This is a genomic window from Marinomonas sp. (assembly GCF_039940335.1).
Lineage (GTDB): Bacteria > Pseudomonadota > Gammaproteobacteria > Pseudomonadales > Marinomonadaceae > Marinomonas.
Genome location: NZ_JBDVGW010000013.1, coordinates 740,980 through 766,044, shown reverse-complemented (window position 1 = coordinate 766,044; position 25,065 = coordinate 740,980). Strand labels below are relative to the sequence as shown.

The 25,065-nt window shown below is 44.4% G+C and carries 22 protein-coding genes; 10 read left to right on the top strand and 12 right to left on the bottom strand.

All coding sequences use genetic code 11. The features are described from left to right. Positions 1-51: 51 nt before the first annotated feature. Positions 52-783, bottom strand: a complete 732-nt coding sequence (locus tag ABJF92_RS13335; RefSeq protein WP_446816275.1) for a FadR/GntR family transcriptional regulator — start codon at positions 781-783, stop codon at positions 52-54. 200 nt (positions 784-983) lie between these two features. Between ABJF92_RS13335 and ABJF92_RS13330 the strand changes: the two genes are divergently transcribed. From ABJF92_RS13330 to kduD, 4 genes are all read left to right on the top strand, one after another. Beyond that, positions 984-1,781 carry an NAD-dependent epimerase/dehydratase family protein gene (locus ABJF92_RS13330; protein WP_446816274.1) on the top strand — a complete coding sequence of 266 codons (798 nt, stop codon included), beginning with the start codon at positions 984-986 and terminating at the stop codon, positions 1,779-1,781. 95 nt (positions 1,782-1,876) lie between these two features. After that, positions 1,877-2,788 carry a 5-dehydro-4-deoxyglucarate dehydratase gene (gene kdgD, locus ABJF92_RS13325; RefSeq protein ID WP_446816273.1) on the top strand — a complete coding sequence of 304 codons (912 nt, stop codon included), beginning with the start codon at positions 1,877-1,879 and terminating at the stop codon, positions 2,786-2,788. Between the two features lie 41 nt (positions 2,789-2,829). Further along, complete coding sequence (locus ABJF92_RS13320) at positions 2,830-4,413, top strand: aldehyde dehydrogenase (NADP(+)) (protein ID WP_446816272.1); 1,584 nt, start codon at positions 2,830-2,832, stop codon at positions 4,411-4,413. A 31-nt stretch (positions 4,414-4,444) separates the two neighbouring features. Continuing rightward, positions 4,445-5,203, top strand: a complete 759-nt coding sequence (gene kduD, locus ABJF92_RS13315) for a 2-dehydro-3-deoxy-D-gluconate 5-dehydrogenase KduD (RefSeq protein ID WP_446816271.1) — start codon at positions 4,445-4,447, stop codon at positions 5,201-5,203. A gap of 84 nt (positions 5,204-5,287) precedes the next feature. Here kduD and ABJF92_RS13310 read toward each other — a convergent pair whose 3' ends face one another. The 4 genes from ABJF92_RS13310 to ABJF92_RS13295 form a co-directional block, all read right to left on the bottom strand. After that, positions 5,288-6,901 carry a TRAP transporter large permease gene (locus tag ABJF92_RS13310; RefSeq protein WP_446816270.1) on the bottom strand — a complete coding sequence of 538 codons (1,614 nt, stop codon included), beginning with the start codon at positions 6,899-6,901 and terminating at the stop codon, positions 5,288-5,290. A 15-nt stretch (positions 6,902-6,916) separates the two neighbouring features. After that, positions 6,917-7,594 carry a TRAP transporter small permease gene (locus tag ABJF92_RS13305; RefSeq protein ID WP_446816269.1) on the bottom strand — a complete coding sequence of 226 codons (678 nt, stop codon included), beginning with the start codon at positions 7,592-7,594 and terminating at the stop codon, positions 6,917-6,919. Positions 7,595-7,742: 148 nt separating this feature from the next. After that, positions 7,743-8,735 carry a TRAP transporter substrate-binding protein gene (locus ABJF92_RS13300; protein WP_446816268.1) on the bottom strand — a complete coding sequence of 331 codons (993 nt, stop codon included), beginning with the start codon at positions 8,733-8,735 and terminating at the stop codon, positions 7,743-7,745. A 300-nt stretch (positions 8,736-9,035) separates the two neighbouring features. After that, on the bottom strand, positions 9,036-11,150 hold the full coding sequence (locus tag ABJF92_RS13295) for a GNAT family N-acetyltransferase (protein ID WP_446816267.1): 2,115 nt from the start codon (positions 11,148-11,150) through the stop codon (positions 9,036-9,038). Between the two features lie 185 nt (positions 11,151-11,335). On the opposite strand from ABJF92_RS13295, the gene ABJF92_RS13290 reads away from it, so the two are divergent. Then, on the top strand, positions 11,336-11,596 hold the full coding sequence (locus ABJF92_RS13290; protein WP_446816266.1) for a DUF5062 family protein: 261 nt from the start codon (positions 11,336-11,338) through the stop codon (positions 11,594-11,596). A 31-nt stretch (positions 11,597-11,627) separates the two neighbouring features. Continuing rightward, positions 11,628-12,098 carry a hypothetical protein gene (locus ABJF92_RS13285; protein ID WP_446816265.1) on the top strand — a complete coding sequence of 157 codons (471 nt, stop codon included), beginning with the start codon at positions 11,628-11,630 and terminating at the stop codon, positions 12,096-12,098. A gap of 47 nt (positions 12,099-12,145) precedes the next feature. Here the strand turns inward: ABJF92_RS13285 and ABJF92_RS13280 are convergent, their stop codons facing one another. Continuing rightward, a complete protein-coding gene (locus tag ABJF92_RS13280; RefSeq protein WP_446816264.1) occupies positions 12,146-12,868 on the bottom strand; it encodes an SDR family NAD(P)-dependent oxidoreductase in 723 nt (240 codons plus the stop codon). A gap of 46 nt (positions 12,869-12,914) precedes the next feature. Further along, positions 12,915-13,310 carry a thiol-disulfide oxidoreductase DCC family protein gene (locus tag ABJF92_RS13275; RefSeq protein ID WP_446816263.1) on the bottom strand — a complete coding sequence of 132 codons (396 nt, stop codon included), beginning with the start codon at positions 13,308-13,310 and terminating at the stop codon, positions 12,915-12,917. A 263-nt stretch (positions 13,311-13,573) separates the two neighbouring features. Here ABJF92_RS13275 and ABJF92_RS13270 point away from each other — a divergent pair, with 263 nt between their 5' ends. Together ABJF92_RS13270 and ABJF92_RS13265 are read left to right on the top strand one after the other, a co-directional pair. Continuing rightward, positions 13,574-14,950 carry a glycine--tRNA ligase gene (locus tag ABJF92_RS13270; protein WP_446816262.1) on the top strand — a complete coding sequence of 459 codons (1,377 nt, stop codon included), beginning with the start codon at positions 13,574-13,576 and terminating at the stop codon, positions 14,948-14,950. Between the two features lie 258 nt (positions 14,951-15,208). Further along, positions 15,209-17,197, top strand: a complete 1,989-nt coding sequence (locus tag ABJF92_RS13265) for a methyl-accepting chemotaxis protein (protein ID WP_446816261.1) — start codon at positions 15,209-15,211, stop codon at positions 17,195-17,197. A gap of 83 nt (positions 17,198-17,280) precedes the next feature. Here the strand turns inward: ABJF92_RS13265 and ABJF92_RS13260 are convergent, their stop codons facing one another. The 5 genes from ABJF92_RS13260 to ABJF92_RS13240 all read right to left on the bottom strand — a co-directional run bounded on the left by ABJF92_RS13260 (position 17,281) and on the right by ABJF92_RS13240 (position 23,020). Further along, complete coding sequence (locus ABJF92_RS13260) at positions 17,281-18,858, bottom strand: aldehyde dehydrogenase (NADP(+)) (protein ID WP_446816260.1); 1,578 nt, start codon at positions 18,856-18,858, stop codon at positions 17,281-17,283. 76 nt (positions 18,859-18,934) lie between these two features. Continuing rightward, positions 18,935-20,446, bottom strand: a complete 1,512-nt coding sequence (locus tag ABJF92_RS13255) for a tripartite tricarboxylate transporter permease (RefSeq protein WP_446816259.1) — start codon at positions 20,444-20,446, stop codon at positions 18,935-18,937. A gap of 6 nt (positions 20,447-20,452) precedes the next feature. Beyond that, on the bottom strand, positions 20,453-20,926 hold the full coding sequence (locus ABJF92_RS13250) for a tripartite tricarboxylate transporter TctB family protein (RefSeq protein WP_446816258.1): 474 nt from the start codon (positions 20,924-20,926) through the stop codon (positions 20,453-20,455). 319 nt (positions 20,927-21,245) lie between these two features. Beyond that, positions 21,246-22,211: a Bug family tripartite tricarboxylate transporter substrate binding protein gene (locus ABJF92_RS13245; RefSeq protein WP_446816257.1), complete on the bottom strand. Its 966-nt coding sequence runs from the start codon at positions 22,209-22,211 to the stop codon at positions 21,246-21,248. A 92-nt stretch (positions 22,212-22,303) separates the two neighbouring features. Then, positions 22,304-23,020, bottom strand: a complete 717-nt coding sequence (locus ABJF92_RS13240) for a ribonuclease activity regulator RraA (protein ID WP_446816256.1) — start codon at positions 23,018-23,020, stop codon at positions 22,304-22,306. A 380-nt stretch (positions 23,021-23,400) separates the two neighbouring features. On the opposite strand from ABJF92_RS13240, the gene ABJF92_RS13235 reads away from it, so the two are divergent. Continuing rightward, positions 23,401-24,117 carry a FadR/GntR family transcriptional regulator gene (locus ABJF92_RS13235; protein ID WP_446816255.1) on the top strand — a complete coding sequence of 239 codons (717 nt, stop codon included), beginning with the start codon at positions 23,401-23,403 and terminating at the stop codon, positions 24,115-24,117. Positions 24,118-24,461: 344 nt separating this feature from the next. Next, positions 24,462-24,953 (top strand): hypothetical protein, encoded by a 492-nt coding sequence (locus ABJF92_RS13230; RefSeq protein WP_446816254.1) that lies wholly within the window; start codon positions 24,462-24,464, stop codon positions 24,951-24,953. Positions 24,954-25,065 lie beyond the last annotated feature (112 nt).

The following is a 25,065-nucleotide window of genomic DNA, read 5'->3' as shown; positions in this document are numbered from 1 at the left end:
AGTCCTTATTATTATTTGCTACATAAAATGATGGATGCACAATCAAAGTGGCTATGATTGCGGTTTGTTTCTTTCTATATCTCGCATTAAACGGCGATACCTTTGGCAACCATTTGATAGATGATTGGTCATGGCTTCTTGAGCCTCTTGAACATTACTATTTTCAATCGCTTGTAAAATAGCTTGGTGTTCATTATTCAGGCTTTTTTCCATATTAGGGTCTCTGGCAAGGCCAGCTTGTTCGCGCAACCTTGCTCTAGGGATGGTTTGTTTGCCTAGTACTGTTAAAAAGTTCACAAAGTGTTGATTGTTAGTGGCCTTGGCAATCGCAAGATGAAAGTTAAAATCTTCTTGCTCGGCATTTCCACCCTGTTGGCATTTTTTCTCGTATGCATCATAACAGCGGTATATCTCTGCATGTTGGGCGGTGCTGCCACGTTGAATAGCCAAAGCGACTGCTTGTACCTCGACTGCGGCTCTTAGCTCAAGAGAATCTATGGTGTCGGTAAGGGTTTTAGGATTGTTGATGAGCAATTCTGGTACTGCTTGAGGTGGTTGACTGACAAAAACGCCGACCCCTTGTTTCGCTTTGACCAGCCCTTCTGTTTTTAGAATTGTAATGGCTTCACGTAATACCGTACGGCTCACCCCCAAGACTTTCATCAGGTTGGGCTCCGTCGGCAGCTTATCTCCTGGGGCCAACTCGTGATCTTGAATGTGCTGTTTTACTTTGATCACGGTTTGTTGCGGTAAGCTAATTTTGGTCTTGTTGTTCGATGCCATTGAGATTGCTCATGAATTAGTCAAAAAACAGTTTTTAAAAAATATGGTGTCACACTTAATACATAGTATGACCTGATCCCCATTATAGCCATTTGGCCGTTTAAAACAAATTATTCATAGTATGACTGTTGCTAAGATCCGTTTTAGTATGATAAAAACAGTGTCAAAAATAAGCAGCTTTTCTGTGAGAGAGGGAATTAATGAAACGTATTTTGTTAACAGGTGCGGCGGGCAACCTCGGCAAAGCGATGCGTAAGGCGCTTGCTGGTTGGGCAGACGAACTGCTGCTATCTGATATTGTGAAGATTGATGACTTGGCTGAAGGGGAGTTTTTTCAGCAATGTGACCTTGCGGATTTAGAGTCCGTCATGTCTCTGGTGAAGGGCTGTGATGGCATTATTCACCTAGGTGGCGTGTCAGTAGAAGACACCTTTGAGAATATTATGAATGGCAATTTAAAAGGTGTTTACCACATATACGAGGCGGCTCGTCAACATGATGTGAAGCGCATTCTGTTTGCTAGCTCAAACCATGTGGTGGGCTTTCACTCCAGAGAAACGCACCTTGATGCTAACAGCCCAATGCGGCCAGATAGCTTGTATGGTGTTTCCAAAGGCTATGGTGAACTCATGGCTAGCTATTACTGGGATAAGTTTGGCATTGAGTCGGCTTTAGTACGTATTGGTAGTTGCTTACCGAAACCTTTAGACCGTCGTATGTTATCCACTTGGTTAAGCGAAGGGGACTTTGCAGACCTCATCAAAAAAGTATTTATCATCAATCGCTTAGGCTGCTCTGTTATCTACGGTGCTTCCGACAATGCGCATTCTTGGTGGGATAACCGTCACGCCAAATTTATTGGTTGGTTGCCGAAAGATCACGCCGAAGACTTTACCGAAGAAGTGCTGGCAAATGACCCTCCAAGAGATGCAGATGACCCTTTCTTATTGTATCAAGGCGGGGTTTTTGCCACCGCAGGACACTTTGAAGATAAGTAAGAGAATCAGACGTTTCTTACTCTCAGTTCGAAGTCATGCAGCCATTCGTTAAAGACTTCGATCATCGTTGTATTAATAAAAATAAGGACAATTATATGACTCTTTCAATATCGAAAATCCGCGCGTCCCTAAGTGATGGCTTACTTTCATTCCCTATTTCAGATTTTGACGACAAAGGGATGTTTAATCCTGAAACCTATCGTCAAAGAATTGAATGGTTTATTGAGCACGATGTATCAGCTGTTTTCGTTGCAGGTGGTACGGGCGAGTTTTTCTCTCTGGGTTTAGAAGAATATAAGCAAATCGTTAACATCGCCGTAGAAACAGTCGCAGGGCGAGTGCCCGTGATTGCCAGCGCAGGGCGCAGTGTTAGCGAAGCCAAAGTGTTTGTGAAAGCCGCAGAGGAAGCTGGCTGTGACGGTGTGTTATTGATGCCGCCATTTCTTACTGAGTGTCCAGAAGATGGTATCGTCGAGTACGCCTCCCAAATCATGCAATCGAGCCCGATACAGTTTATCTATTATAACCGTGGCAATGGTATTTTGGGGGCAGAAAACGTGAAGGCTTTGGCGGCACGTAACCCTAATATGATTGCTTTGAAAGATGGTGTGGGCAATATTGCCGCTCTTAATGACACCGTAAAAACTGTAGGTGATCGTCTGGTGTATATTGGTGGTGTACCGACAGCAGAGATCTTTGCCGAGGCTTATTTATCCATTGGTGTAAATACTTACTCCTCTGCTGTGTTTAACTTTATGCCGGAAATGGCGAACCGCTTTTATAAAGCCTTACGAGCGGGCGATAAAGAAACCGTCACGAGTATTATTCAGAATTTCTTTATCCCTTTTTGCCGTCTACGAGACGAGAAAAAAGGTTACGCGGTCAGTCTTATCAAAGCTGGGGCCGAACTTATTGGGCGTTCTGCTGGTGATGTACGCGCGCCGCTGACTATGCCAACCGCTGCGCAAACAGCGCGATTACAAGACTTGATTAAATCCAATACTTGAATTTAATGTCGAATGAATGAATTTAGCGAATGGAGAACAGAATGGAAATTCTAGGACAAATGCTGATCGGTCAATCTTCTTTGTCTGGTAATCAGCAAGGTGTCAGAGCGATTAACCCACTGACGGCGGCGCCATTAGAGCCTGAATATCTGGGCGCAGACAGTACCCAAGTGGATCAAGCGGTTGATCTAGCATGGCAAGCATTTGATGATTACCGTGCTTGCTCAAATGAGCAAAGAGCTAAGTTTTTAGAATGTATTGGTGATGAAATTCTTGCCCTTGGGGACAGCCTAGTACAGCGTGCGATGTTAGAGACAGGTTTGCCTCAAGGACGTATTGAAGGTGAGCGTGGACGTACTATTGGTCAACTAAAATTGTTTGCTTCGGTGTTAAAGTCTGGACAGTATTTGGACGCACGCATTGATCCCGCCATGGCAGACCGAGCGCCCTTGCCTCGGGCTGATTTACGCATGCAAAAAATCCCTCTTGGCCCTGTTGCCGTGTTTGGCGCGAGTAATTTTCCTTTGGCATTTTCGGTCGCGGGTGGAGATACGGCCTCGGCGTTAGCTGCGGGTTGCCCTGTTGTGGTAAAAGCACATTCAGCACACCCTGGCACTTCAGAGTTAGTCGGTCGTGCTATTCAGCAAGCCGTGAAGAAATGTGCCATGCCGGAAGGTGTTTTCTCACTATTGTTTGATGCCGGTATTAGTGTTGGAGCGGCATTAGTGTCTCATCCTGCGATTAAAGCTGTAGGTTTTACTGGGTCACGCAGTGGCGGTACTGCCTTAATGAATATTGCAGCAAATCGCCCAGAGCCAATTCCCGTTTATGCGGAAATGAGCAGTATTAACCCGGTGTTTGTCATGCCAAATAAGCTAGCAGCACAAGCGAATCAAGTCGCATCGGGTTTTGTTGCCTCCCTCGCTATGGGGGCTGGGCAATTTTGTACCAACCCAGGTTTAGTGGTGGTTTTAGAGTCGGAAGGGGTTGAGTCGTTTTTGGCACAAATAGCCGAAGATACTCAGGCCTTGGGTAGCCAAACTATGCTGACCGCTGGCATTTATCAAGCTTATTGTCATGGGGTGGAAGCGCTCGCCACGAATTCTAAGGTCAGCCTGTTAGCCAAGGGGCAGAAAACTGCTCAAGAGAATCAGTGTCAGGCTCATGTATTCGTCACCGATGCCAAAACTTTTCTTGCGGACAGCCGTTTAGAGAATGAAATATTTGGTTCAACTTCTTTAGTAATTCGCTGTGCAACGCTTGAGGAATACCGCGCAATTGCCGAGCATATTGAAGGGCAACTAACCATTACTATCCAGATGGATGATGGGGATATCGCCTCAGTTAAGAGTTTACTACCAGTATTGGAGCGCAAAGCTGGGCGATTGTTATGTAATGGTTATCCGACAGGGGTGGAAGTTTGTCAGGCCATGGTACATGGCGGACCATTTCCAGCGACATCGGACAGCCGTTCTACCTCCGTGGGCAGTGCTGCAATTGAGCGTTTTGTACGCCCTGTGTGTTATCAAGACTTTCCTGCTGAGTTGTTACCTAACAGTGTGAAAGACGATAACCCGTGGTCTTGTCCGCAATTGTTGGACGGCGTAATGTCTCTAGCAAAATAGTCGCCAAATCAATTAATGTGAGAGGGCAGTGATGCAGCAAATGTTTGATTTAACTGGCAAGGTTGCCATAGTGACCGGCTGCAACACAGGCTTGGGTCAAGGTATGGCGCTTGCTTTAGCAAATGCAGGTGCCGATATTGTTGGTGTCAACCGTCGTGAGCCGGTCGAAACTCAGCAGTTGGTAGAGCAAGCTGGCCGCCAATTCCAGAGTGTGATCGCAGATATGGGCAAGATTTCTAATGTGCCTGTGATTATAGAATCTGCGGTGGCCGCGTTTGGTAAGGTGGATATCTTGGTGAACAATGCGGGCATTATTCGCCGCAACGATGCCATCGATTTTACTGAGCAAGATTGGGACGATGTCATGGACGTGAACATCAAATCCTTATTCTTTTTGGCGCAAGGCTTTGCCAAGCAAGTGCTCAAGCAAGGTACAGCTGCCAACATCATTAATATAGCGTCGATGCTGTCATACCAAGGAGGTATTCGCGTGCCTTCTTATACAGCATCTAAGAGTGGAGTGATGGGAGTGACGCGTTTACTGGCTAATGAGTGGGCGCAACATGGTATTAATGTGAATGCCATAGCCCCCGGTTATATGGCCACAGACAACACCAAAGCTTTACAAAGCGATGAAAAACGCTCTGAAGAAATCCTAGGGCGGATTCCTGCTGGACGTTGGGGCACACCTGGCGATATGGCAGGTCCTGTGGTGTTTTTGGCCTCGGAAGCGGCACGCTACGTGCACGGATACACCATCGCGGTAGACGGTGGTTGGCTCGCTCGCTAAGCGGTTGTTATCTTGGCAATAAAAAAGCGCTAATCAATGATTAGCGCTTTTTTTGTGCTCATTAAACCAGTTATGGCGATTGGTTTATTGCACGATTTCCGGACCCATAATGCTGTACGGCAAGGCTGTCGATAGGGCTGGAATGTAGGTGACTAACACTAGAAACACCATCAATACCAATACGAATGGCATGGCGGCTTTCACCACTTTAGCCAAACTCATTCCGGTTATACCAGAGGTCACGAACAAGTTGAGGCCGATTGGTGGCGTAATCATACCGATTTCCATGTTTACTACCATGATGATACCTAGGTGGATCGGGTCAACGCCCAATTCCATCGCGATTGGGAACACCACTGGCGCAACGATAACCAGCAAGCCAGAAGGCTCCATAAATTGACCACCAATTAACAGCAAGATGTTTACCGCGATCAAGAAGGTGAACCAGTTAAAGCCAACGCCTAACATCCACTCGGTAATCATTTGTGGAATACGTTCAGCCGACAAGGTGTGAGCGAAAAGCAAAGCGTTAGCGATGATGAACATCAACATAATGGTAGTTTTGGTACCGTCTAACATTACCTTGCGAGACTCTTCACCAAACAACGCAGGGAAGAAGCTTCGCGTCATCAGTGACAAGTTACGGCCCCAAATAGGCATGCCTGCAACAAGACAGCTGACCATGGATTGTTCTAGGTGTGAAGCGCGTTTATGCACATAAAAGAGGGCAATCAATACGGACATGATCAAGCCCCAAATCGCACGATCACCACCGGTGACAGTGTCACTGTCAGCAAACACGAAGAAGGACATGATCTCCCACACTAGGAAGAAGGAAACACCATAGACAGTACCGTTGAAGCCTATGCGAGCATGGTCTGCATCGGTCTCATTGGTCCACGTTTTACCTTGTAACGGGCCCATGTCACGGTAGATAAACAGGGCAATGAAAATAGAATACACAGCCGCGACAACCGCGGCTTCCGTTGGTGTGAACACACCACCGTAAATACCGCCCATGATGATGACCACAAGGAACAAGCCCCAGCCGGCATCTTTACCACCACGAACTAGGTGGCCAAAGCCTTTCCACTCTTCGGAAGGTAAGTTCTTAATGCGAGCCACCACGTAGATGGCAAGCATTAACATACCACCGGCCATTAAGCCTGGGATCACACCCGCTAAGAACATGCGTCCTACTGATACATCCACAGACGCGGCATATACTACCATTACGATAGAAGGCGGAATCAGGATGCCCAATGTACCGGCGTTGGCAATGATGCCCGCAGCGAACTCTTTCGAGTAACCTACTTGGCGCATACCAGCAATGGCGATAGTACCAATGGCGACTACGGTTGCAGGGGAAGAGCCCGATAAGGCGGCAAACATCATACATGCCAAAACCGACGCCATGGCTAAACCACCACGGAAGTGTCCAACACTAGCAATGGCAAAGTTAATTAAACGTTTTGCCACACCGCCGGTGGACATATAGGCCGAGGCGAGGATGAAGAAGGGGATTGCTAGCAGGGTGTAATGTTGCCCTGCGCCAAATAGCGAAATCGCCACCGACGACAAAGAGTCGTGGGAGAAAAAAGTAATGAATAGAATGGACGATAAGCCCAAACAGATACCCACTGGCAAGCCGATAAACAGCAGCACGAGTACTAGAGAAAATAAAATAAGAGATTCCACAATAAAGCTCCGCTGTTAGTCTTTTAAGGCGTTTTTGTTTTCTTCAACCAAGTCTTGCGCTTCGTGGCCACTGATCAACATGTCGCGCTTGTTGCGAGCAATGTCGATAAAGGCTTGTAGAGAGCGATAAGACAGCATAGCTAGACTGATGGGTAGAATCACCAAGACTAACCAGCGGTGAACGCGTGGACGTAAACCAAACAGTTCTTGCACAAATTCAGGGTAGCGAAGCTCTTCGGAACCAATGCCGATTTTGAACATTTTCGACCAATACTCAATAGCACCACCGCGCACATCTACGCCCAACATGGCTAACCAGGTAGAGTCGAGCAAAATTAGGCCATACAGCATGGCTGCCGCGGCGCCAAACAATGAGAGAGCTTTGGTGATTCGCGCAGGCACAGCATTCAGAACAATATCGACCCCTAGGTGTAAGCCGGTTTTGATGCCGTAGCTCATGCCGAGAAGGATCAACCAAGAGAATGCCACAGTGTTGAATTCTAAAGCAGCGTCCCAGCCGGTGTTGAAACCATAGCGGGCAATAACTTGTCCAAATGACACCGCCATAATGGAGGAAATCACAATGATTAAGAGGCTTTCTTCTGCCCTTTCCATGACTTTAGGGAAGCGTTTTTCTAGTAGCCAAAGCACCAGAATAAAAAATAGTAAATACAAGTGTGGCCAATATGCCATGGGGGTCTCCTAAACAAATGGACCTAACAATATAAAGAGCAGCCCTGCGGCGTTACCTAACGTTTTTAAGTGCTTACTTGGTAAGTGCGAGAGGAAAGGCCGCAGAGGTTGACCTAAAAGGCCAACCAGTTGCTGGGTAGTGAGTTAATTAAGCGCCAGCAGCAGCTTTAATTAAGTCTTTACCTATGTAGCTTTCGAACTGAGTCCAGACAGGCGCCATCGTATCAACCCACTGTTGGCGCTGTTCAGGCGTCAAAGTATTGATCTTGCCACCGGCTTTTAAAATGTTAGCGCGGTTTGCCGCTTCTTTGGCTTTTACAGATTCGTTAGCTTGTTGCGTCACATCGTCTGCAATTTGTACAAATTGAGCGCGGTCTTCAGCAGATAGGCTGTTCAAAAATTCCGAAGATGTCATGAACAAGTAAGCCAACAGTTGATGGTTGGTTTCCGTTACGCTGTCTTGTACTTCGTAGAATTTTTTCGTATAGATGTTAGACCAAGTGTTTTCTTGACCATCTACAACGCCTGTTTGCAATGCGCCATACACTTCAGAGAACGCCATGGCTTGTGGTGATGCATCCATTGCAGAGATCATTTGCTTAGCTACATCAGAAGTTTGTACGCGGAATTTTAGACCTTCTGCATCACTAGGAACGATAAGAGGTTTATTGGCAGAGAAGTACTTCATACCAGACATCCAGTAACCTAGACCAACGAAACCTGCGTATTCGTCCATTTCTGTTAATAGCGCTTTACCTTCTTTGGTGTTGGTAAAGCGAATGGCATGGTCCATGTCTTTAAAGATGAAAGGTAGGTCAAACACGCCGTATTTGTCAGTGTAAGAGCCAAACTTAGATAAAGAAGGCGCAAGCAGTTGAACATCACCTAGCAGCAAGGCTTCAAGCTCTTTGGAGTCACCAAACAATGTGGAGTTAGGGAAAACTTCAACACAAAGTTTGCCATTCATTTCTTTGTTTACGCGGTCTGCAAAGTTATTGGCAGCAACTACTTTAGGGTGAGTTGTACCACCTGTTACGTGGCTGAATTTGACTACGCGCTCACCAGAGTCACAGTTGGCAGCGGCGGTGCCCGCAGAAAGTGCTAGGGCAAGAGATGTTAGGGCTAAGCTGATTTTTTTCATTGTTATAAAACTCCAATACTGAGTAATTATTATTGTTTGCCTAATTTTCAGCCGAGCAATGTCTCATGACGGCTAAGCTATTTAGGGTAGCAGGACACTTTCTTTACACATTTTGTGCCAGAAAAGAATAGAATAATATAACTATATGATTTTATTGAATTTAGCTTCTATTTTTGAGTGTTTTTATTTTCTTGAAATGTCATTTTTGTGAGAATAAGGGGGGGATTACACACACCAATTTAGTTTAAATGGGTGGATGTCCGCCCATTTTTGAAGTGAGTGTTAATGGAAAAAAAACTCTTAATAAGCGAGTAAATGCTGAACGATTTTTTTCAGTCTTTGCTCAAATTGTTTTCTTGAATGTAGGCCAAAATCACTAAAGTCTGCTTTGCTCGCTGGGCTTTTTAGGGCAGTTGCCAACAATAAGCAGTCTTGATCAGAAGGCTTTAGTGCTTGTTGGTTGATAGCATGCTGAACGCAGCGGGCCAGTTGTGCCCGAATCGTGAGGTAAGGGCGATAATGATAAGCAAACAGCTCTAAATCTTGCTTATCTTTGTTAGTAAATCCACTAAGTTTCGCCCTTTGGGGTGGTGTGAGTGTTTCTAGCCCTAACCTAGCAGCTAAGCTTGGCTCTAAACCTTCATAGTCTTTGGGGAGGTTAATCATTAAGTTCGCAAGGTAGTTTTGCTGCCAAACCTGTGCTTGTGATTGGGCGCGGGCATTCAGAGGCTTCACCATCATTAGTGAGTAACAGCCGCTGGCCTGATCTTTGGTGGTGCCCAATCGAACCGCTTGAAAGCCATTTTTTAGCCAAAACTTCACGGTATCTAAAGTCGCGGCAAAGCTGGTGGCTAAGAAATCTATGCCTTCTTGTTTGGCTACCGTCTCCATATGTTCTAACAACTGGCTAGCATAGCCCTGTTGCTGGTCGGCCGGATTGGTGGCAATACGACTAATCCGCCAATAACGATAATTCGCAGCAGTTTTATGCCCCTCATGTGCCAATAACGACTGAGGAAGCAAATGGCCTCGCGGGCGTCTACTGCCTTCTAATACCGCTTGGCTGAGCTGTTCTGGTAACGGCCCTTCCTCTGTGAGAATCGCAACGCTAACAAGTTTGCTGGTGTTCTGTTGGGGAGAAGTCTTCGCCAAAGTGAAACCCTGTACAGAGGGATCATCCAGCATCCAGCGTAAGTTTTCGGGAGAGGTTTGGTAATGAGCGTTGAGCAATAGCTGAAAGCTGTCTTTTAAGTCACTACCTTGAGCCAACCATTGTTGATTTCTAAGCTGGGTAAAGCTTGTCTGTAAAGGAGTATCGGTACAAAGGGGGTGCTCAGGGCTTAGGGTGTTTTCAACATGTGGATCAGGGCTTAGTAACAGGCGCTGATTTAGCCAATTTTCCAGTGGGTCATTTTCCCCCCATCGAATTGGAGTGGTTAAAGTCAGACGCTTTAAGGGTTTTTCTTGAGCCTCTAAATACTCACAAAAACGCAAGCCAAAGCCTTTGCCTGCGCCTTCATAGCCATAATCCGTGGTACTAAAAAGAGTGCACTGAGCCTGATTCGCTAAAGCTTTCAACATAGGCACAGGAATCATGGCGGCTTCATCAATGAGCAGATAATCCCATTGTTCTGACTGACTTAATAAAGCATCAGCCGCATAAAAGGGTAAATCCTTGTTAGGTTTTAGGTGCTCATAGTGCTGTTTAAGGGTCGAAATGGCTTGTTGATGCACAGCGGTTAACGCCACCTTATAACCTTTATTGACTAACTGAGCTAAGCAGTCTCCCAGTAAAGTGGATTTTCCGCGGCCTCTTGGGGCAAGCAAAATATTATTGCCCTGTGGGTTCGCAAGAAAAATCTGTTGAGCCTGTTGCTGTGCTTGGGTGAGTTCAACATCTTCTAAAAGTGCAGGTAAGGGCGCTATGGCTGAGTGCTGCTGGTCGTTAAAGCGGATAAACGGACTGTCGGTGGCTTCGAGCTGTTGCCAGAAATAAGCCTTAAAGTAAGAATGTACTTGGTCGGGTTCCAGTGGCCAAGGTAAGTACCTTGCGAGTTCTTGGTCGGGTGTGGCTAACCAATCTTGCTCGGGAAGCACCAAAGCAAATAGACCACCGGCACGCACAGTGCCGGCTAAAATAGCGATGGCTTCTATGGAGAGACCTGCGGTTAAGTCTATTAAAATTGCTTCATGACTTAGGCCAAGCTGTTGTTTGGCTTGCTTGAAGCAGCAGGTGTTAAATTGATAGGCGGGATCAGCTTGCTCCTCATGACTTAAGGCTCGCCAATCACTGTCATCATGGGCGCAAATCAAAGGCTGTTTAAGGTGTTGGCTAAGTTTTTGAAAATCCAACAAGATTTGTTGGTGATCACCTTGTAGTAAAAAACAGTGACGATGCTGAAATGCGCTGGACATGGGTTCTCCTTAGTAACCCATCTATCATACTTGGCCTTTGGGTCGGGACCAAATTTATACGCCTTCTAAAAGATTGAAAGTATTTGTATGTTTAATAGCAATGAAAGCTGTGGAAATGCTAGAGTCATGGGAAGATGTTGTCTGAAATCATTAGCTTAACGCTAAAGACTGTTATAGGTAGAAACATGAAAAAAATTAAAAACGAAGCAGCGCTAAGCAAAAAAGCCATACAAGTTGGAGAAAATTACGCTCTAAAACGTGGCTACGCTGGCTTTTCCACCACTATGTCTGCCAATGAGAAGACGGAAGCCATTTACCGACTCTTGGTACTGGATAAGTTGATTGTCGCGTTACCAGCGGATAAAGAAGACTTGCCCGCTATGAAACATAAGTTGGCGATTTGGATTCAGAAACTGCTACCCAAAGATGACCCTTTATTAGCCTGATAAAAACCACCATAAAAAAAGAGGAAAATACATGGACAACAAAGCGCTAGCTATTGACGCTGTGAATCTGGTTAAGCCGTCAATTGATCAGCTTTTTACTAAGACTTGTCGCCCAGAATTGCACATAGTGATCATGAATCCACAGGTGAAGCCTTGGGAATCTTCTTTTGAAGATGCCATTCTTCATGAATGTACTTTTGGTAATCCAGAAGGCTGGCATGTAGCCTTTGATGATCTAGCTCGAAATAAAGCCGCACAAGCTTGGCGTGATTCAATGGCAAACATTAATCACCAGACAATGCATCCATCCTCTCTACGTGAAGGTGATGTGTTGTTTTACGGCTCTTTTGTGTATGGCAACATTGTGGTCGCATGTAGTGGTGTTGAACCATGGTTTGATATGCTGGTGGCGGGCTGGGTCGCTGTTGCTCTAGAGCAATTAACGATCGCTGAGTATCAAAAACTAAAGCAAGAGTCCCCTAAAACGGCACTGAGACCTTAAGGTCTAAGTTAACGTTCGAAAGGCGCTGAAAAGCGCCTTTTTTGTCATTACCAGTCAATGGGTTGAGAGTCCCAATCTAAATAACTGACCTGATTATCCATAGGCACTTGTTGTAGAATCATCAGCAAGCGTTGGGCGACAAACTCAGTCGTAAATAGTTTGTTTGTTGGTACAGATGCTTGAAATGGCTTAGAGAGCGGGCTTTCTGTCGTACCGGGGTGGAAAGCAATGAGTTTGACACTTTTAGCTCTTCTGGCATATTCAATGGCGCAATTCTTTATCAACATGTTTAAAGCCGCTTTCGAGGCACGATAGCTGTACCAACCTCCCATTCTGTTATCACTAATACTGCCCACTCTGGCGCTGAATACGACTACTTGAGTAGGCTTTGTGCCACCTAACAACTTGATCAAATGGCTTAACCATAACATTGGAATGATAGTGTTGGTTTGAAAGCTCTGCATCAATTGGTCAGCATTGACCTCTTCGAGTTTTTTCTCTGGTTTCATTTTATCATCGTGCAGCACACCATTGCAGATATATACCCGGTCGAATTGACTCGCATAGGGTTTTAGCTGCTCGAATAACGCAGTAATACTGTCTTCTTGATAGTCACAGACGAAGTTTGTTATCCCAATCTGTTGGGAAGAGTGAACCTCATTTCGGCTGATGCAAATGAGTTGCTGTTCTGGGTGAAGTTTGTGTTCTTGCTGAATAATGGCTTGAGCGATTGCGCTGCTGGCACCAATAACTAACGAATAAGCTGACATAGGGATACCAAACAAGCGATTAGATTAAAGAAACTCTTCATGAGGATTATTCCCAGTCACAGTGTTTGCTGTGACACACCTTGCACACCTTAGCAGGTTTGAAATGTTGGCTAATGGTTTGGCGGTGACGGGCAAAAAAACGATAGGCTGCATCACTGAAGGGGCGCACTAAAGGCCAGCGCAGGGCTTGTAACCAAGCATGTTTACCGACGGTTTTCCATGCTAAACAGGTGACATCTAGGCCGGTAACAAGTTGTCCATTGGAGAGTTGTCCGTGTAATATTTTATTTGCTGCAACGGGGTCTATATGAGGATAGCGCTCTGCAAAGTCTTGTTGATGCAAGTCCTCTAAACACAGTTGATGTTGGTAATCGTAACGTTTTAGCTGACTCATTTCGGTACTGCATAATGGGCACTGTCCGTCATAAAAAATGGTGAGCATGGTGTCGTTCCTTAATAATCCACTGGGGGCTAGTACAATAGGTACGCAGGCAGAGCCAAAATGGATCTTTTAGAATGGAAAAACGTAGGAATTTGACGGAAATCTTTATCTGCCGATGAGATAGGGCATTTCTTCTCGCAATCTCCATTGAGGGGAATACGCTCAAAGAGTACAATAATCGGCTATATAAATTACATGATGCAGGCCAATATGTTTTGGGTCTGCGCTTCTTAACGAAATTCTGCTTAAAGGTGTGTTTAGAAATGCCAGCTAAAACAATGGATGAACTCGTCTCCCTGTGTAAACGTCGCGGATTTATTTTCCAGGGCAGTGAAATCTACGGTGGTATGCAAGGTGCTTACGATTACGGTCCGCTCGGTATTGAGTTAAAAAACAACCTTAAGGCTGCTTGGTGGCGTTCAATGGTTTATGAACGTGACGATGTAGAAGGTTTGGATGCGGCGATCATCCAAAACAAAAACGTTTATAAATACTCAGGCCACGAAGATACCTTCACTGACCCTATGGTGGATTGTCACGAGTGTAAATCACGCATGCGTGCCGACCACATGAAGGACATTAAAATCTGTGACAACTGTGGCTCAGATAAAGTGACAGAACCTCGTGATTTTAACCTAATGTTTAAAACCAACGTTGGCCCAATGGTAAATGAAGAGTCTTATACTTACCTTCGCCCAGAAACGGCTCAAGGTATCTTCACTAACTTTAAAAACGTTGTCGATTCCACTTCTCGCTCTTTGCCGTTTGGTATTGCGCAGATCGGTAAATCTTTCCGTAACGAAATAACGCCACGTAACTTTATCTTCCGCGTTCGTGAATTCGAACAAATGGAATTGGAATTTTTCTGTAAGCCAGGTGAAGATGAGAAATGGCATGAATTCTGGGTCAATGCTCGTAAGCAATGGTGGTTGGATCAAGGTCTAACAGAAGAAAATATCGAGTTTGAATACGTAACGGGGGATGATCTTGCCCACTATTCAAAATCAACTGTGGATATCTTGTACAAGTTTCCACATGGTTTTGAAGAGTTAGAAGGGGTTGCTAACCGTACAGACTACGATTTGGGTTCTCACACTAAAGCTCAGGAAGAGTTCGGTTTATCTGCAAAAGTTAAGAAAAACGAGCACTCAACTTCCAAATTAGCGGTTCGTGATCTAGAAGCCAATAAATGGGAAGTGCCTTTCTGTATCGAGCCTTCTGCGGGTCTTGACCGTGGTTTGTTAGCGGTGATGACCGAAGCTTATACAGAAGAAGAACTTGCCAACGGTTCTACTCGTACGGTACTGAAATTTAAGCCTCACCTTGCTCCGATTAAAGTGGCGATTATGCCGCTTAAGAAGAATAAGCCTGAGATCGTTGCCCTAGCAAAAGAGTTGAAAAACAAGCTTCAGAAGCTAGGTCTAGGTCGTATTCTTTATGAAAACACAGGTAATGTCGGTAAAGGCTACCGCCGTCATGATGAAGTAGGTACGCCGATTTGCGTGACGGTTGATTTTGACTCGATCGAGAAAGAAGGTGCGCCAGTGACGGTTCGTGACCGTGATACCATGGAGCAAATCGTTGTTCCAGCAGCAGAATTACCTGCCTACGTGGTAAATTACTTTATTAATCAAGACTAAAGGCTCATGCCTTAATAGTTGAGAAGTAAGCGTTTAAGAAGCTACTAAGTCGATGATTTAGTAGCTTTTTTTATGTTTTTAAGGGATTTGATAGCGTTAGCTGAATAGTGATACTAGAGAAGGTGGATAAAAAGTAGTCATCTAAATGGTCAGATATGGTGTTTTTTGCACTTTTTATGATTATTATGTATTAAGCTTACTAAAAATTGACAAATAACCTCTATCGCGAATTAGCGATCTTTGTATAAGGCAAAGGATATGCTTAGCTTCTCCAAAAAACTTTATCTTAGCTTCTCAATCGTTCTAGTTTTACTTCTTCTCGTTGGTATCACTGCTTTTATAACCATATCTCACTCTTCCGAAGGGCTATCTCAATACCGTAGTCTCACCGCGGCTAATAATGCCATTAGCAACGTTCAATCAAATATGCTGATGGTGAGGATGAATGTTAAAGACTACCTGATTACTTCAAGCGATAGAGATAACCGAGAGTTTGATGCCTACTTGGAGAAAACTATTCAAACGTTAGTAGGGGCTTCCGCAGCGATTTCAGACCCAGATAGAAAACAGATCGTGTCAGAAATGGAGATCTTGTTGGAAGAGTATGGGGCGACTTTTGAAAAAGTCGTTGAATTGAAAACTCAAGAGAATGCGCTGGTCGAAACAGTCTTGAATGTGAATGGCCCGCTCATGGAGAAGGCCTTAACGAATATTCTGATTTCAGCTAAAGATGATGGGGATATGGTCGCCGCCTACAATGCTTCTTTGGCAACTCGCAGCCTGTTATTGACGCGTTTATATGCTGTTAAGTTCCTTGAAACCAACACTCAAGCAGAGGCGGAAGTCGTTTATAAAGAGTTCAAGGACTTAAACGTTTTACTCCAAGTATTAGAAATTGAATTGCAAAACCCCAAGCGTTTGGCGCTATTATCTGAAGTATCAAAACAAATTATCCTTTATGAAACTGCATTTAATGACGTTGTCGCCGAAGTTGCTGAGCGTAATGCTTTAATTGAGGATACCTTAAACCGTATTGGCCCACATGTAGCGAAACTTACCGAAGAGCTAAAAACTTCTCTAAAGCAAACCCAGGATGATATTGGTAGCCAGCTACAGCAAAGTGAAGACACTGCAGTGATAGTGATTGGCGGCTTAGTAGCGTTGGCTGTGCTATTAGCGTTGGGTATAGCATTACTGATTACTCGCAGTACAACACGCAGCCTTGGTGGTGACCCTCAGATGGTGACTGACATTGTAAGGCAGGTGGCGAAAGGGGATCTGGCCTTGGATCTTAGTGATCGTAACGAGGCAGAAGATAGCTTATACCGAGCGGTACGTAACATGGTGGAAAGTCTGCAAAACAAAGCGGCTCTTGCACGTAAAATTGCCGATGGGGATTTGTCAGCCAATGTGGTGCTGGCATCAGAGCAGGATAGCCTTGGCCTTGCATTGCAAGACATGGTGAAAAATCTCAATGATATCCTGACTGAAATACAAGGCGCCGTGGATCAAATTGCTGTGGGCAGTTCTCAAGTGTCTGGCTTTAGCCATGCTTTGGCCGAGGGGGCAACAGAGCAGAAAGATCATTTGCAGACCATCTCAGCCGCCTTAGAACAACTTTCTGTACAAACCAATGAAAATGCCCAGAGTGCGAGGGAGGCGAATGCCTTAGCAGCCTCAGCTCAACAAGCGGTAACTCAAGGTCAAACTCACATGAAAGACATGGTGGTGGCCATGGCCGATATTAAAGACGCAGGGGAAACTATTGCGAGCTTTATTAAAACCATTGATGAGATTGCTGAACAAACAAACCTTCTTGCTCTTAATGCGGCTATTGAGGCGGCTCGTGCTGGGGAACAAGGCCGAGGTTTTGCCGTGGTGGCAGACGAAGTTCGTGGACTGGCGTCTAGAAGCACCGATGCGGCATTAGAAACCTCGAAATTAATTCAGCTGTCGGAAGCCAAGACTCAGCATGGTGTGACCATCGCAGAAGAAACCGACAAAGCCCTAAATGACGTGTTTGAGTCCATCAAAGAAGTAACAACTCGCGTCTCTGCGATAAGTACGGCTAGTGGTGAACAAGCGTTAGCAGTAGACGAAGTAACTCGTTCTATTACGTCTGTGGGGGATGTGGTTGAGCAAAACGCGGCAGGCTCCGTGGAAGGTGCAGCGGCAGCAGAAGAGTTAAGCGGTCAAGGAGACGCCATGCGTGACACCATGAGCTATTTTGTCTTGGCGAAGCGCTAACTTCATAATGCCATGAAGACTTTTTAGTAATAATAGTGAATAAAAGATAGAGGTAAGCCCGTAGAGTACTACGGGCTTATTTTTTATAGGCTTCTTTGACCATCAACCAGTATTGAAATACCAAGTGGATTCCCATCTCGGAGATCTGTTGGTAACAGTTCTTGAGGCATGTTCTGGTAACAAACGGGACGAAGGAAGCGATCTATAGCGGCGCTACCAACAGACGTGCTACGTGCGTCTGAGGTTGCTGGGTATGGACCACCATGAACCATGGCATGACAAACTTCAACGCCTGTCGGCCAGCTATTCACCATCACCCGGCCAGCTTTCTCCTCAAGTGTTGGTAATAAGTTTTGAGCCATAGTGAGATCCGCTTTCTCCATGTGAAGGCAGGCGGTTAATTGACCCTCAAGTTGCTGAGTAAGGTTTTTTAATTGCTCAAAATCATCACACTCTACCAAAACAGAGCTGGCACCAAAGACTTCGTTTGCAAGTCTTTCGTCATTTAAAAATTTCGATGCCTGTGTCACAAAAAAAGCCGCTTGGCAGGTGTTCGGTTGGTCTGATGAAAGGCCTTTAGAGCTGCTGCTTATGCTGCCATTGTTATTTAGCGAGGTTAAGCCATTCGTATAGGCTTGATAAATACCTGGGGTCAGCATGGTTTGTGCTGGAGCTTGTTCGATAGTCTGGTGAGCCGCCTCAATGAAGTTGTCCAAGGCTTTACTCTTGATGGCTAAAATGAGGCCTGGATTTGTGCAAAACTGACCTGCTCCCATTGTTAAAGAGGCAATAAACTCTTCTCCTAGTTTACTTGCCTTATTTTTAAGCGCTTGAGGCAATAGTACTACTGGGTTGATACTGCTCATCTCTGCATAAACAGGAATAGGCTCTGGTCGAGCTTGGGCTAGACGCATAAGGGCTGTGCCGCCAGAGCGAGACCCCGTGAACCCAACCGCTTTAATTCGAGGATCAGTGACAAGTGCCTGACCAAGATTATTACCCGATCCATACAGTAGCGAAAATACACCTTCCGGTAATTGGCAGCTGGAGACGGCATTTTGGATAGCTTTACCTACTAACTCTGCCGTGCCAGGGTGTGCTGAATGGGCTTTTACAATGACAGGGCAGCCTGCTGCAAAAGCCGCTGCAGTATCTCCGCCAGCAACACTAAATGCTAGTGGAAAATTACTTGCGCCAAACACAGCAACTGGCCCAAGGGCAATTTTGTGATAGCGTAGGTCTGCTCTTGGTAAGGGTTGTCTTTCTGGTAGACTAGGATCTATGCGGGCATCAAACCCTTCGCCAGATCGTAGTAATTGAGCAAACAGCTTTAATTGCCCACAAGTTCTACCTCTTTCTCCTTCTATACGACCTTGAGGTAATCCTGTCTCTTGCATGCACCGTGTTACCAGCGTATCGCCAAGGTTCATAATTTCTTGGGCAATGCTTTCTAAGAAAACGGCTCGTTCTTCAGTACTTGTGTTACGAAAATCTATTTTTGCCGAATTGGCAAGTTCGCAGGCATGATCAACCTCTTTTTTGCCGCCGCTTAAATACCCAGGTTGTAATTGCTCACCCGTGGCAGGATTGATTGCCCAAATCGGAGTGCCGGATGCCGAGTAACCGCTTTGTCCGATCAATTGTTGACCTGTTAATTGCATTGTATGCTCCTAAATTTTAGATGTTAGTTAGCATGGTAGGTCTATATTCGACCTACCATGCTAGTGATTAAAATGTTTATACAGGGGTTTTAAGCGGTTTTTTGATGGCCAAAAAGTACACGAAAACCAATGTCAGGATGATGAAAAATAGGCTGTCTAAGTTGGTAATGAAAGTAAGAGGATTACCGTTTGATAGTGCAAGCGCTCTGCGCAAAAACTCCTCAAGATTTGGACCAAGAATAAAGCCCAACAGCAGCGTGATTAATGGAAAACCATTCTTTCTTAAGTAATAAGCCAAGATACCCATTGCTAACGCCATCATCATTTGGAAGAAAGAGTAGGTAGCAACATAGCTGCCCACAACGGCTAATAAAGCGATAACACCGTATAAAATGTCCTTACGAATGGCGACAATTTTGATGAAGTAAGGGCCCAATAAAAACAATGTTAATGGGATTAAGATAACAGCACTAAAGAGTAGGGCCGCTAACATAGGAGCAATGAGATCTGCTTGACCAGACATTAGCTGAGGTCCTGGCTGAATACCATTTATCACCAGTACTCCTAGCATAATGGCAGTGATTGGATCACCAGGGATACCAAAGGTAAGCATGGGCACTAATGCTCCGCCACAAACGGCGTTGTTGGCGCTTTCAGAAGCAGCGATGCCTTTAGGGTTACCTTTACCGAAGGTTTCAGGCTCTTTAGAGGTGCGTACTGTTTCAGCATAGGCAAGAAAGCTCCCCATCGAACCGCCAGCGCCAGGAAGAGTACCGACAAAATAACCAATGAAACTGGATTTTAGGTAGCAAATAACGCCTATTTTTCGGATCTCCGCTAGAGGAGGCAAAAAGTCTCTACGTTTTATTTTTACTTTACTGAAGGCTTCTACTGCTTGTTTCGCATAGCCAGAACCATTGGCTTGGATGAGAATTTCACTGATAGCAAAGGTGCCTATGATGACTGGCATTAGGTCAATACCGGCAGTCAATTCGCTTAATTCAAAAGTGAAACGGGTGACGGGTTCCATGGCATCAAGGCCTACCGTAGATAGCATAATGCCGATGCAGGCTGCCATAGCTGCTTTAATCATATTACCGCGTTGGGCAATAATAATGACGATGACCGCAAATGCCAGTAAAGAGAATTTACCGGTCGTTTTTACCAATAACGACGCTTCAGCGACAAAGGGTGCAACGGCAATGAGTAGAAGTGCTCCGACGGCACCACCAACCATAGAGCCAACTGCGGCATGGCCTAGTGCTAATGCCCCTTTACCTTGTTGCTGTAGTGGATAGCCATCTAATGCCGTCATCATTGATGATGGTGCACCTGGAATATTAATCGTTGTGGCGGTGATACTCCCGCCGCACATACCGGCCATATAAATGCTGGCACAGGCCATCAATGCTGTGGTGACATCAAGACTGTAGGTTAATGGTAGTAAGAGCGCTAAGGCTAGCGTGGCGGTTAAACCAGGGATCGCCGCGAAAATAGTGCCAATTAAAAAGCCAGCAATAACATAAGCAAGAACTACGGGTTCAAGTAGCATGCTAAAGCTTTGGGTAACTAGACTAATAAATTCCATACTGTATTACTCCCATAATGCCGGCAGCCTAACGCCGAATACCTGTTCAAAAAGAAGGTACCCAACCAAGGCTATAATGAAAGAAAGGGCGGCTTTCTGGAGAAACTTTTCAACACTTGAAAAGATTAAAATCACTGATAAAACAAACAGATAAGATGATATGAAATAACCAACGTAAGAAAAGGCTAGTATGTAAACGAAGATTGCGAGCATGATTAAAGTCGGTGCAAACTTAGCTTTTTCTGACGCTGGCATATCAGTCTGGCTGGTTTTGGGTTCCGCTTTATTTTTAGCAAACTGTCGAGACAATAGAATTAAGCTAAAAAACACGGCAAAGCTTCCTATCACGATAGGGAAAAAAGAGGGCTCTAAGCGGCTTTCTACAATAGGGTTGCCCAAACTGATGGCTGTTACTAAGTAACCCATAGAGAAAAGTAGAACAAAATAATAAAACACTAAATTCTTATTAAAAAGCATCATCATTTACCTTATAAACGCCCCGGCAAGCCGGGGCGAAATATAGTTATTGGCTTAAGGAAGGTGCGGTTAAGTCTTCTGAACTTCAGTCTTATCAGAGAAACGGTCTATCAAGGCAAGAGTGAGCAGGAATGTTAATACCTTTCAATCACTCTTAACACAGAGAGGCTGTTTCTCTGAAAGACCCGAAGGGCGTGGGCTAAACACTTTTTATTCTTTGTTAATCTTCTTGCCAATATGTTCAATATTGGACTTCAAAGCTTGCCTCGAATAATAAAGGTTTATCCACACGCTGAAGTCAGTGGACTTGTTCGTAGCTTCCTTACAGGTTCAGATCGTCCATCACTTTAAAAGTGCTGGACTGTAAATCATCAATCCAGTTTTGAACTTCATTGGAACCTAACCAACTAGGTGTGACACCAATAGTGGTTACCCAAGATTGAAATTCCTTGCTGTCAAAGGCCGTTTTAAAAGCGGACTCCAGCGTGGCAATGGAATCTTTAGGGGTATTTTTAGGGGCTGCAAGCAGGATAAAACTACCTGTTTCTAGGTCATAGCCATAAGTACTAATCGGTGGTACATCAGGAAATGATGGGTTCTGCTGTGAAGACAGTTCAACAACACCCTTAGCATCACCAGAAGTGATGATGCCGTTAAAGTCACCTAAACTAGAAATTGCAGCATCCAGTTCGCCAGATAATAGCGCTTCTGCCTCGGCGCTGGATGAGCCTGGGTAGGTGATAACGTTAAAGGAAACGCCTGTCTGTTTTTCCAAACGACGTACAGCTAAGTAAGGGCCAGAGCCTTTAGGAGCTACACCCACACGTACTGTATTAGGCTTCGCTTTCGCTGCGTTAATCAGCTCTTCGAAAGAATTATAACCAGCGTGTTTAGACACTACGATTGCATCGGCTTCACGAGTGATTCGAGCAATAGGCGTCATCTTTTCTAAGGAATAGCCGGGAACCATTTTGCCACGAGGAAGGGTAATGACGCTGTCGTAGGTTAGTACGCCTACTGTGTGCCCATCTGGACGAGCGCGGGTCATTTGCATTAGACCTGTTGCCGTAACCGCTCCACCAATGTTTTCAACATAAATGGATTTAGGCAGTTGTTGCTCAGCAATATTACTTATTTTACGAGATATTGCATCAGCACCACCGCCGGCAGGCCATGGCACGATTAAACGAATATCTTTGGTAGGAAAATCAGCTGCGATCAATGAAGTACTAAGAATGCAAGCACTGACAGCACCAAGTATAGTGTGTTTTATTTTTTTAGTTAACATAGCGGTTTCTCTTTTTATTATTAGTGATAGTTATGTTTTAGTATTTCTTTTCTAATAAAAACCTTTAAGTTATAAGGTGTTACACCTCCTTTTTAGCCTTTACAAAACTCATCGTAAGCTTGTTGTGACTGCTCATTAGGTGGATACAAGCCAATAACGCCACTGCCTGCACGTACCTTATTGATCACATAGTCTTCAAATTTTTCCATGCGTACTGCTTCGGTAGCGATTTCGTCAACGATTTCTAACGGAATAACAATTACCCCGTCGCCGTCACCGACTAAGACATCACCTGGATATACAGCAACACCACCACAACCAATCGGTACTTCTAAATCAACACCATGGTGTTTCGTTAGGTTGGTAGGCGCGCTTGGTTTAGCACAGAAAATTGGCATTTCCATTGAGGCTGCCACGTCAAAATCACGAATGCCTGCATCGGATACAAAGCCTGCGCATTTGCGATACTCTAAGCGGGTAAGAAGTATGCTCCCTGCGCTTGCAGCAGAGGCATCTTGACGACAATCAGATATCATAATCATGCCTTCAGGAACGGTTTCTACAGCCAAGCGCTGGGGGTGTTCTGGGTCTTTAAATGCCGCTACTGTATCGAGATCTTCCCGAGCAGGGATGTAGCGCAGCGTGAATGCCTGGCCGACCATTTTGATCTGGGAATGATTAACACGCGAAACACCTTGAATGTATGTGTTTCGCAGTCCTTTCTTAAACAAAGCCGTGTGTAGAGTTGCAGTTGAAACCTGTTGAAGTTGTTGCTTCACTGCAGCCTCGATTTTTTTATATTTATTCATGGTTTGACCTTTGTAGATTTGAGGTTACGGGAAAAACAATACGCTTAGGAATTGAATAAATCAAACTAATTTTTACAACTTTTTACTTATTTTTTGAGTTTTAAAGATACTTGATTGATATTTATATCGTTTTTTCTAGTTTTTAGTGCTAATTTGTAATAATTAGTTTTATCTTGATGGCGTTAGTCGGATATATTGCTTAGTTTTTTGTCTATCCTGTCAGTAGGGAGTACAAAATCTTACTTTTATGTAATAGCTGGGATATTTATATCTGTTGATCTGATCGTTAGAATGAGAAGTAAAGCCATGAGAGAGAGGGTTCGCCTCTCCATCAGCCTATGTACTACAATTCGAAAAATTATAATGTGGGTAAATACACTATGAGTAAGTCTCCTACTCAAAAAAAATCATCACAACAGTCGCTAGGCGCGATAGTGTATGAACAAATATTGGCTCTTATTATGGATGGTAGCTATGCCCTGAATACTAAACTGCCTCCTGAAGCACAATTATGTAAGGAATTTAATGTTTCTCGGCCTGTTTTGAGAGAAGCGCTTGCCCGTTTGAGAGAAGATGAATTGATCGCATCTCGACGAGGGTCAGGAAGTTTTGTTATAAAAAAGCCAGACAATTTAGTGCTGCAATTCTCGCCTTTATCGAGCATCGCAGATATTCAACGCTGTTTTGAATTTCGTTGTAATTTAGAAGCAGATGCTGCTGCGCTTGCAGCGCAAAGACGAACCAGTGCACAACTAGATACGATTGTGGCAGCGTATGAAAAAATGAACATTGCCAATGCTTCTAACAAGTTGGCTACCGATGAAGACTTTGACTTTCATTTTGCTATTACGAATGCCGCTAATAACCATTTTTATAGCACGGTACTTAGTCTTCTACGAAAAAGTATAAAAGAAGGTATTAACATCACTCGAAATTTATCCTTGCTACATCCTGAATCACGTCTGCAGTTGGTCCAAAAGGAACACTTCTTGATCGTGCAAGCGATCAAGGATGGTGATGCTGAAGGGGCTCGAGATGCAATGAAGAAACACTTGATTAGTGCTAGGAATAGAATGTTTGAAGGTGCCCCAAATTAAGCCTTAATACAGTCTTCTTTAGTTTAATAAATTGAGGCGTAGCAGGATGAATTATCCTCTGTATGGTGCTTGTCAGTTTAGGCAGGTCAGTTTTGAGTCGTTATAAGTCTACAAATTAGCCTGCTTTTTGCTAACATCAGTGCTTGCCCCCGTGATTGCTTCGCAACCAAATTAAATAGTTCCCTTTCCTGTGCAAAAATCCTTGTGCTTCATTATTTTGTCCACAAATTGATGATCGAGATAACAATGTGCATCCGTGCGTCTGTGAGTTGTTATCTAGCGACTTTTTCTTAAAATAGTCGTTGTTATTTGGGCTTCTGTAAATCTTGAAAAAAGATACTTTTATGAACGAATCCATCGTTGATTCAGGTCGTAATACAGAAAACGATTATTTAGATTTCAAGGTTGGGTTTATGTCTACAGTATCTATTTCAAAGAACAAACTTGAGTGGAGTTTGTTTGGCTTACGATTGGGTGTGTTCATTGTTTTTTTAATGTGGACGTTGGATAAATTCGTTAATCCAGGTCACGCCGCAGTGGTTATGAAGGTATTTTACTCAGTACCGAACTTAAGTGAGAACATTGCTTATGCTCTAGGGGTCGCACAATTGGCTTTGGTCATTAGCTTTCTAATTGGTTTTCAGAAGCGATGGGCAACATTGATCATTTTGATCATGCATTTGAGCTCAACACTAGTGTCTTTTGGACGTTATATGGACCCTTGGGGCCCATCAAATTTATTGTTTTTCGCCGCTTGGCCAATGCTAGCTGCAACGATTACTTTGTATTTGTTACGTGAGTACGATACTAAGTTTTCTCTTGGCAAGGCAGCGTAACCCTATTTATCTGTATTGAGCGGATAAATTACCTTTCATAGGTATCATGTTTCTTTTACCAGCAAGTTTAAAGATTCATTCTCAATTCCTCCCCTTTATTAGTGGTGTTCTT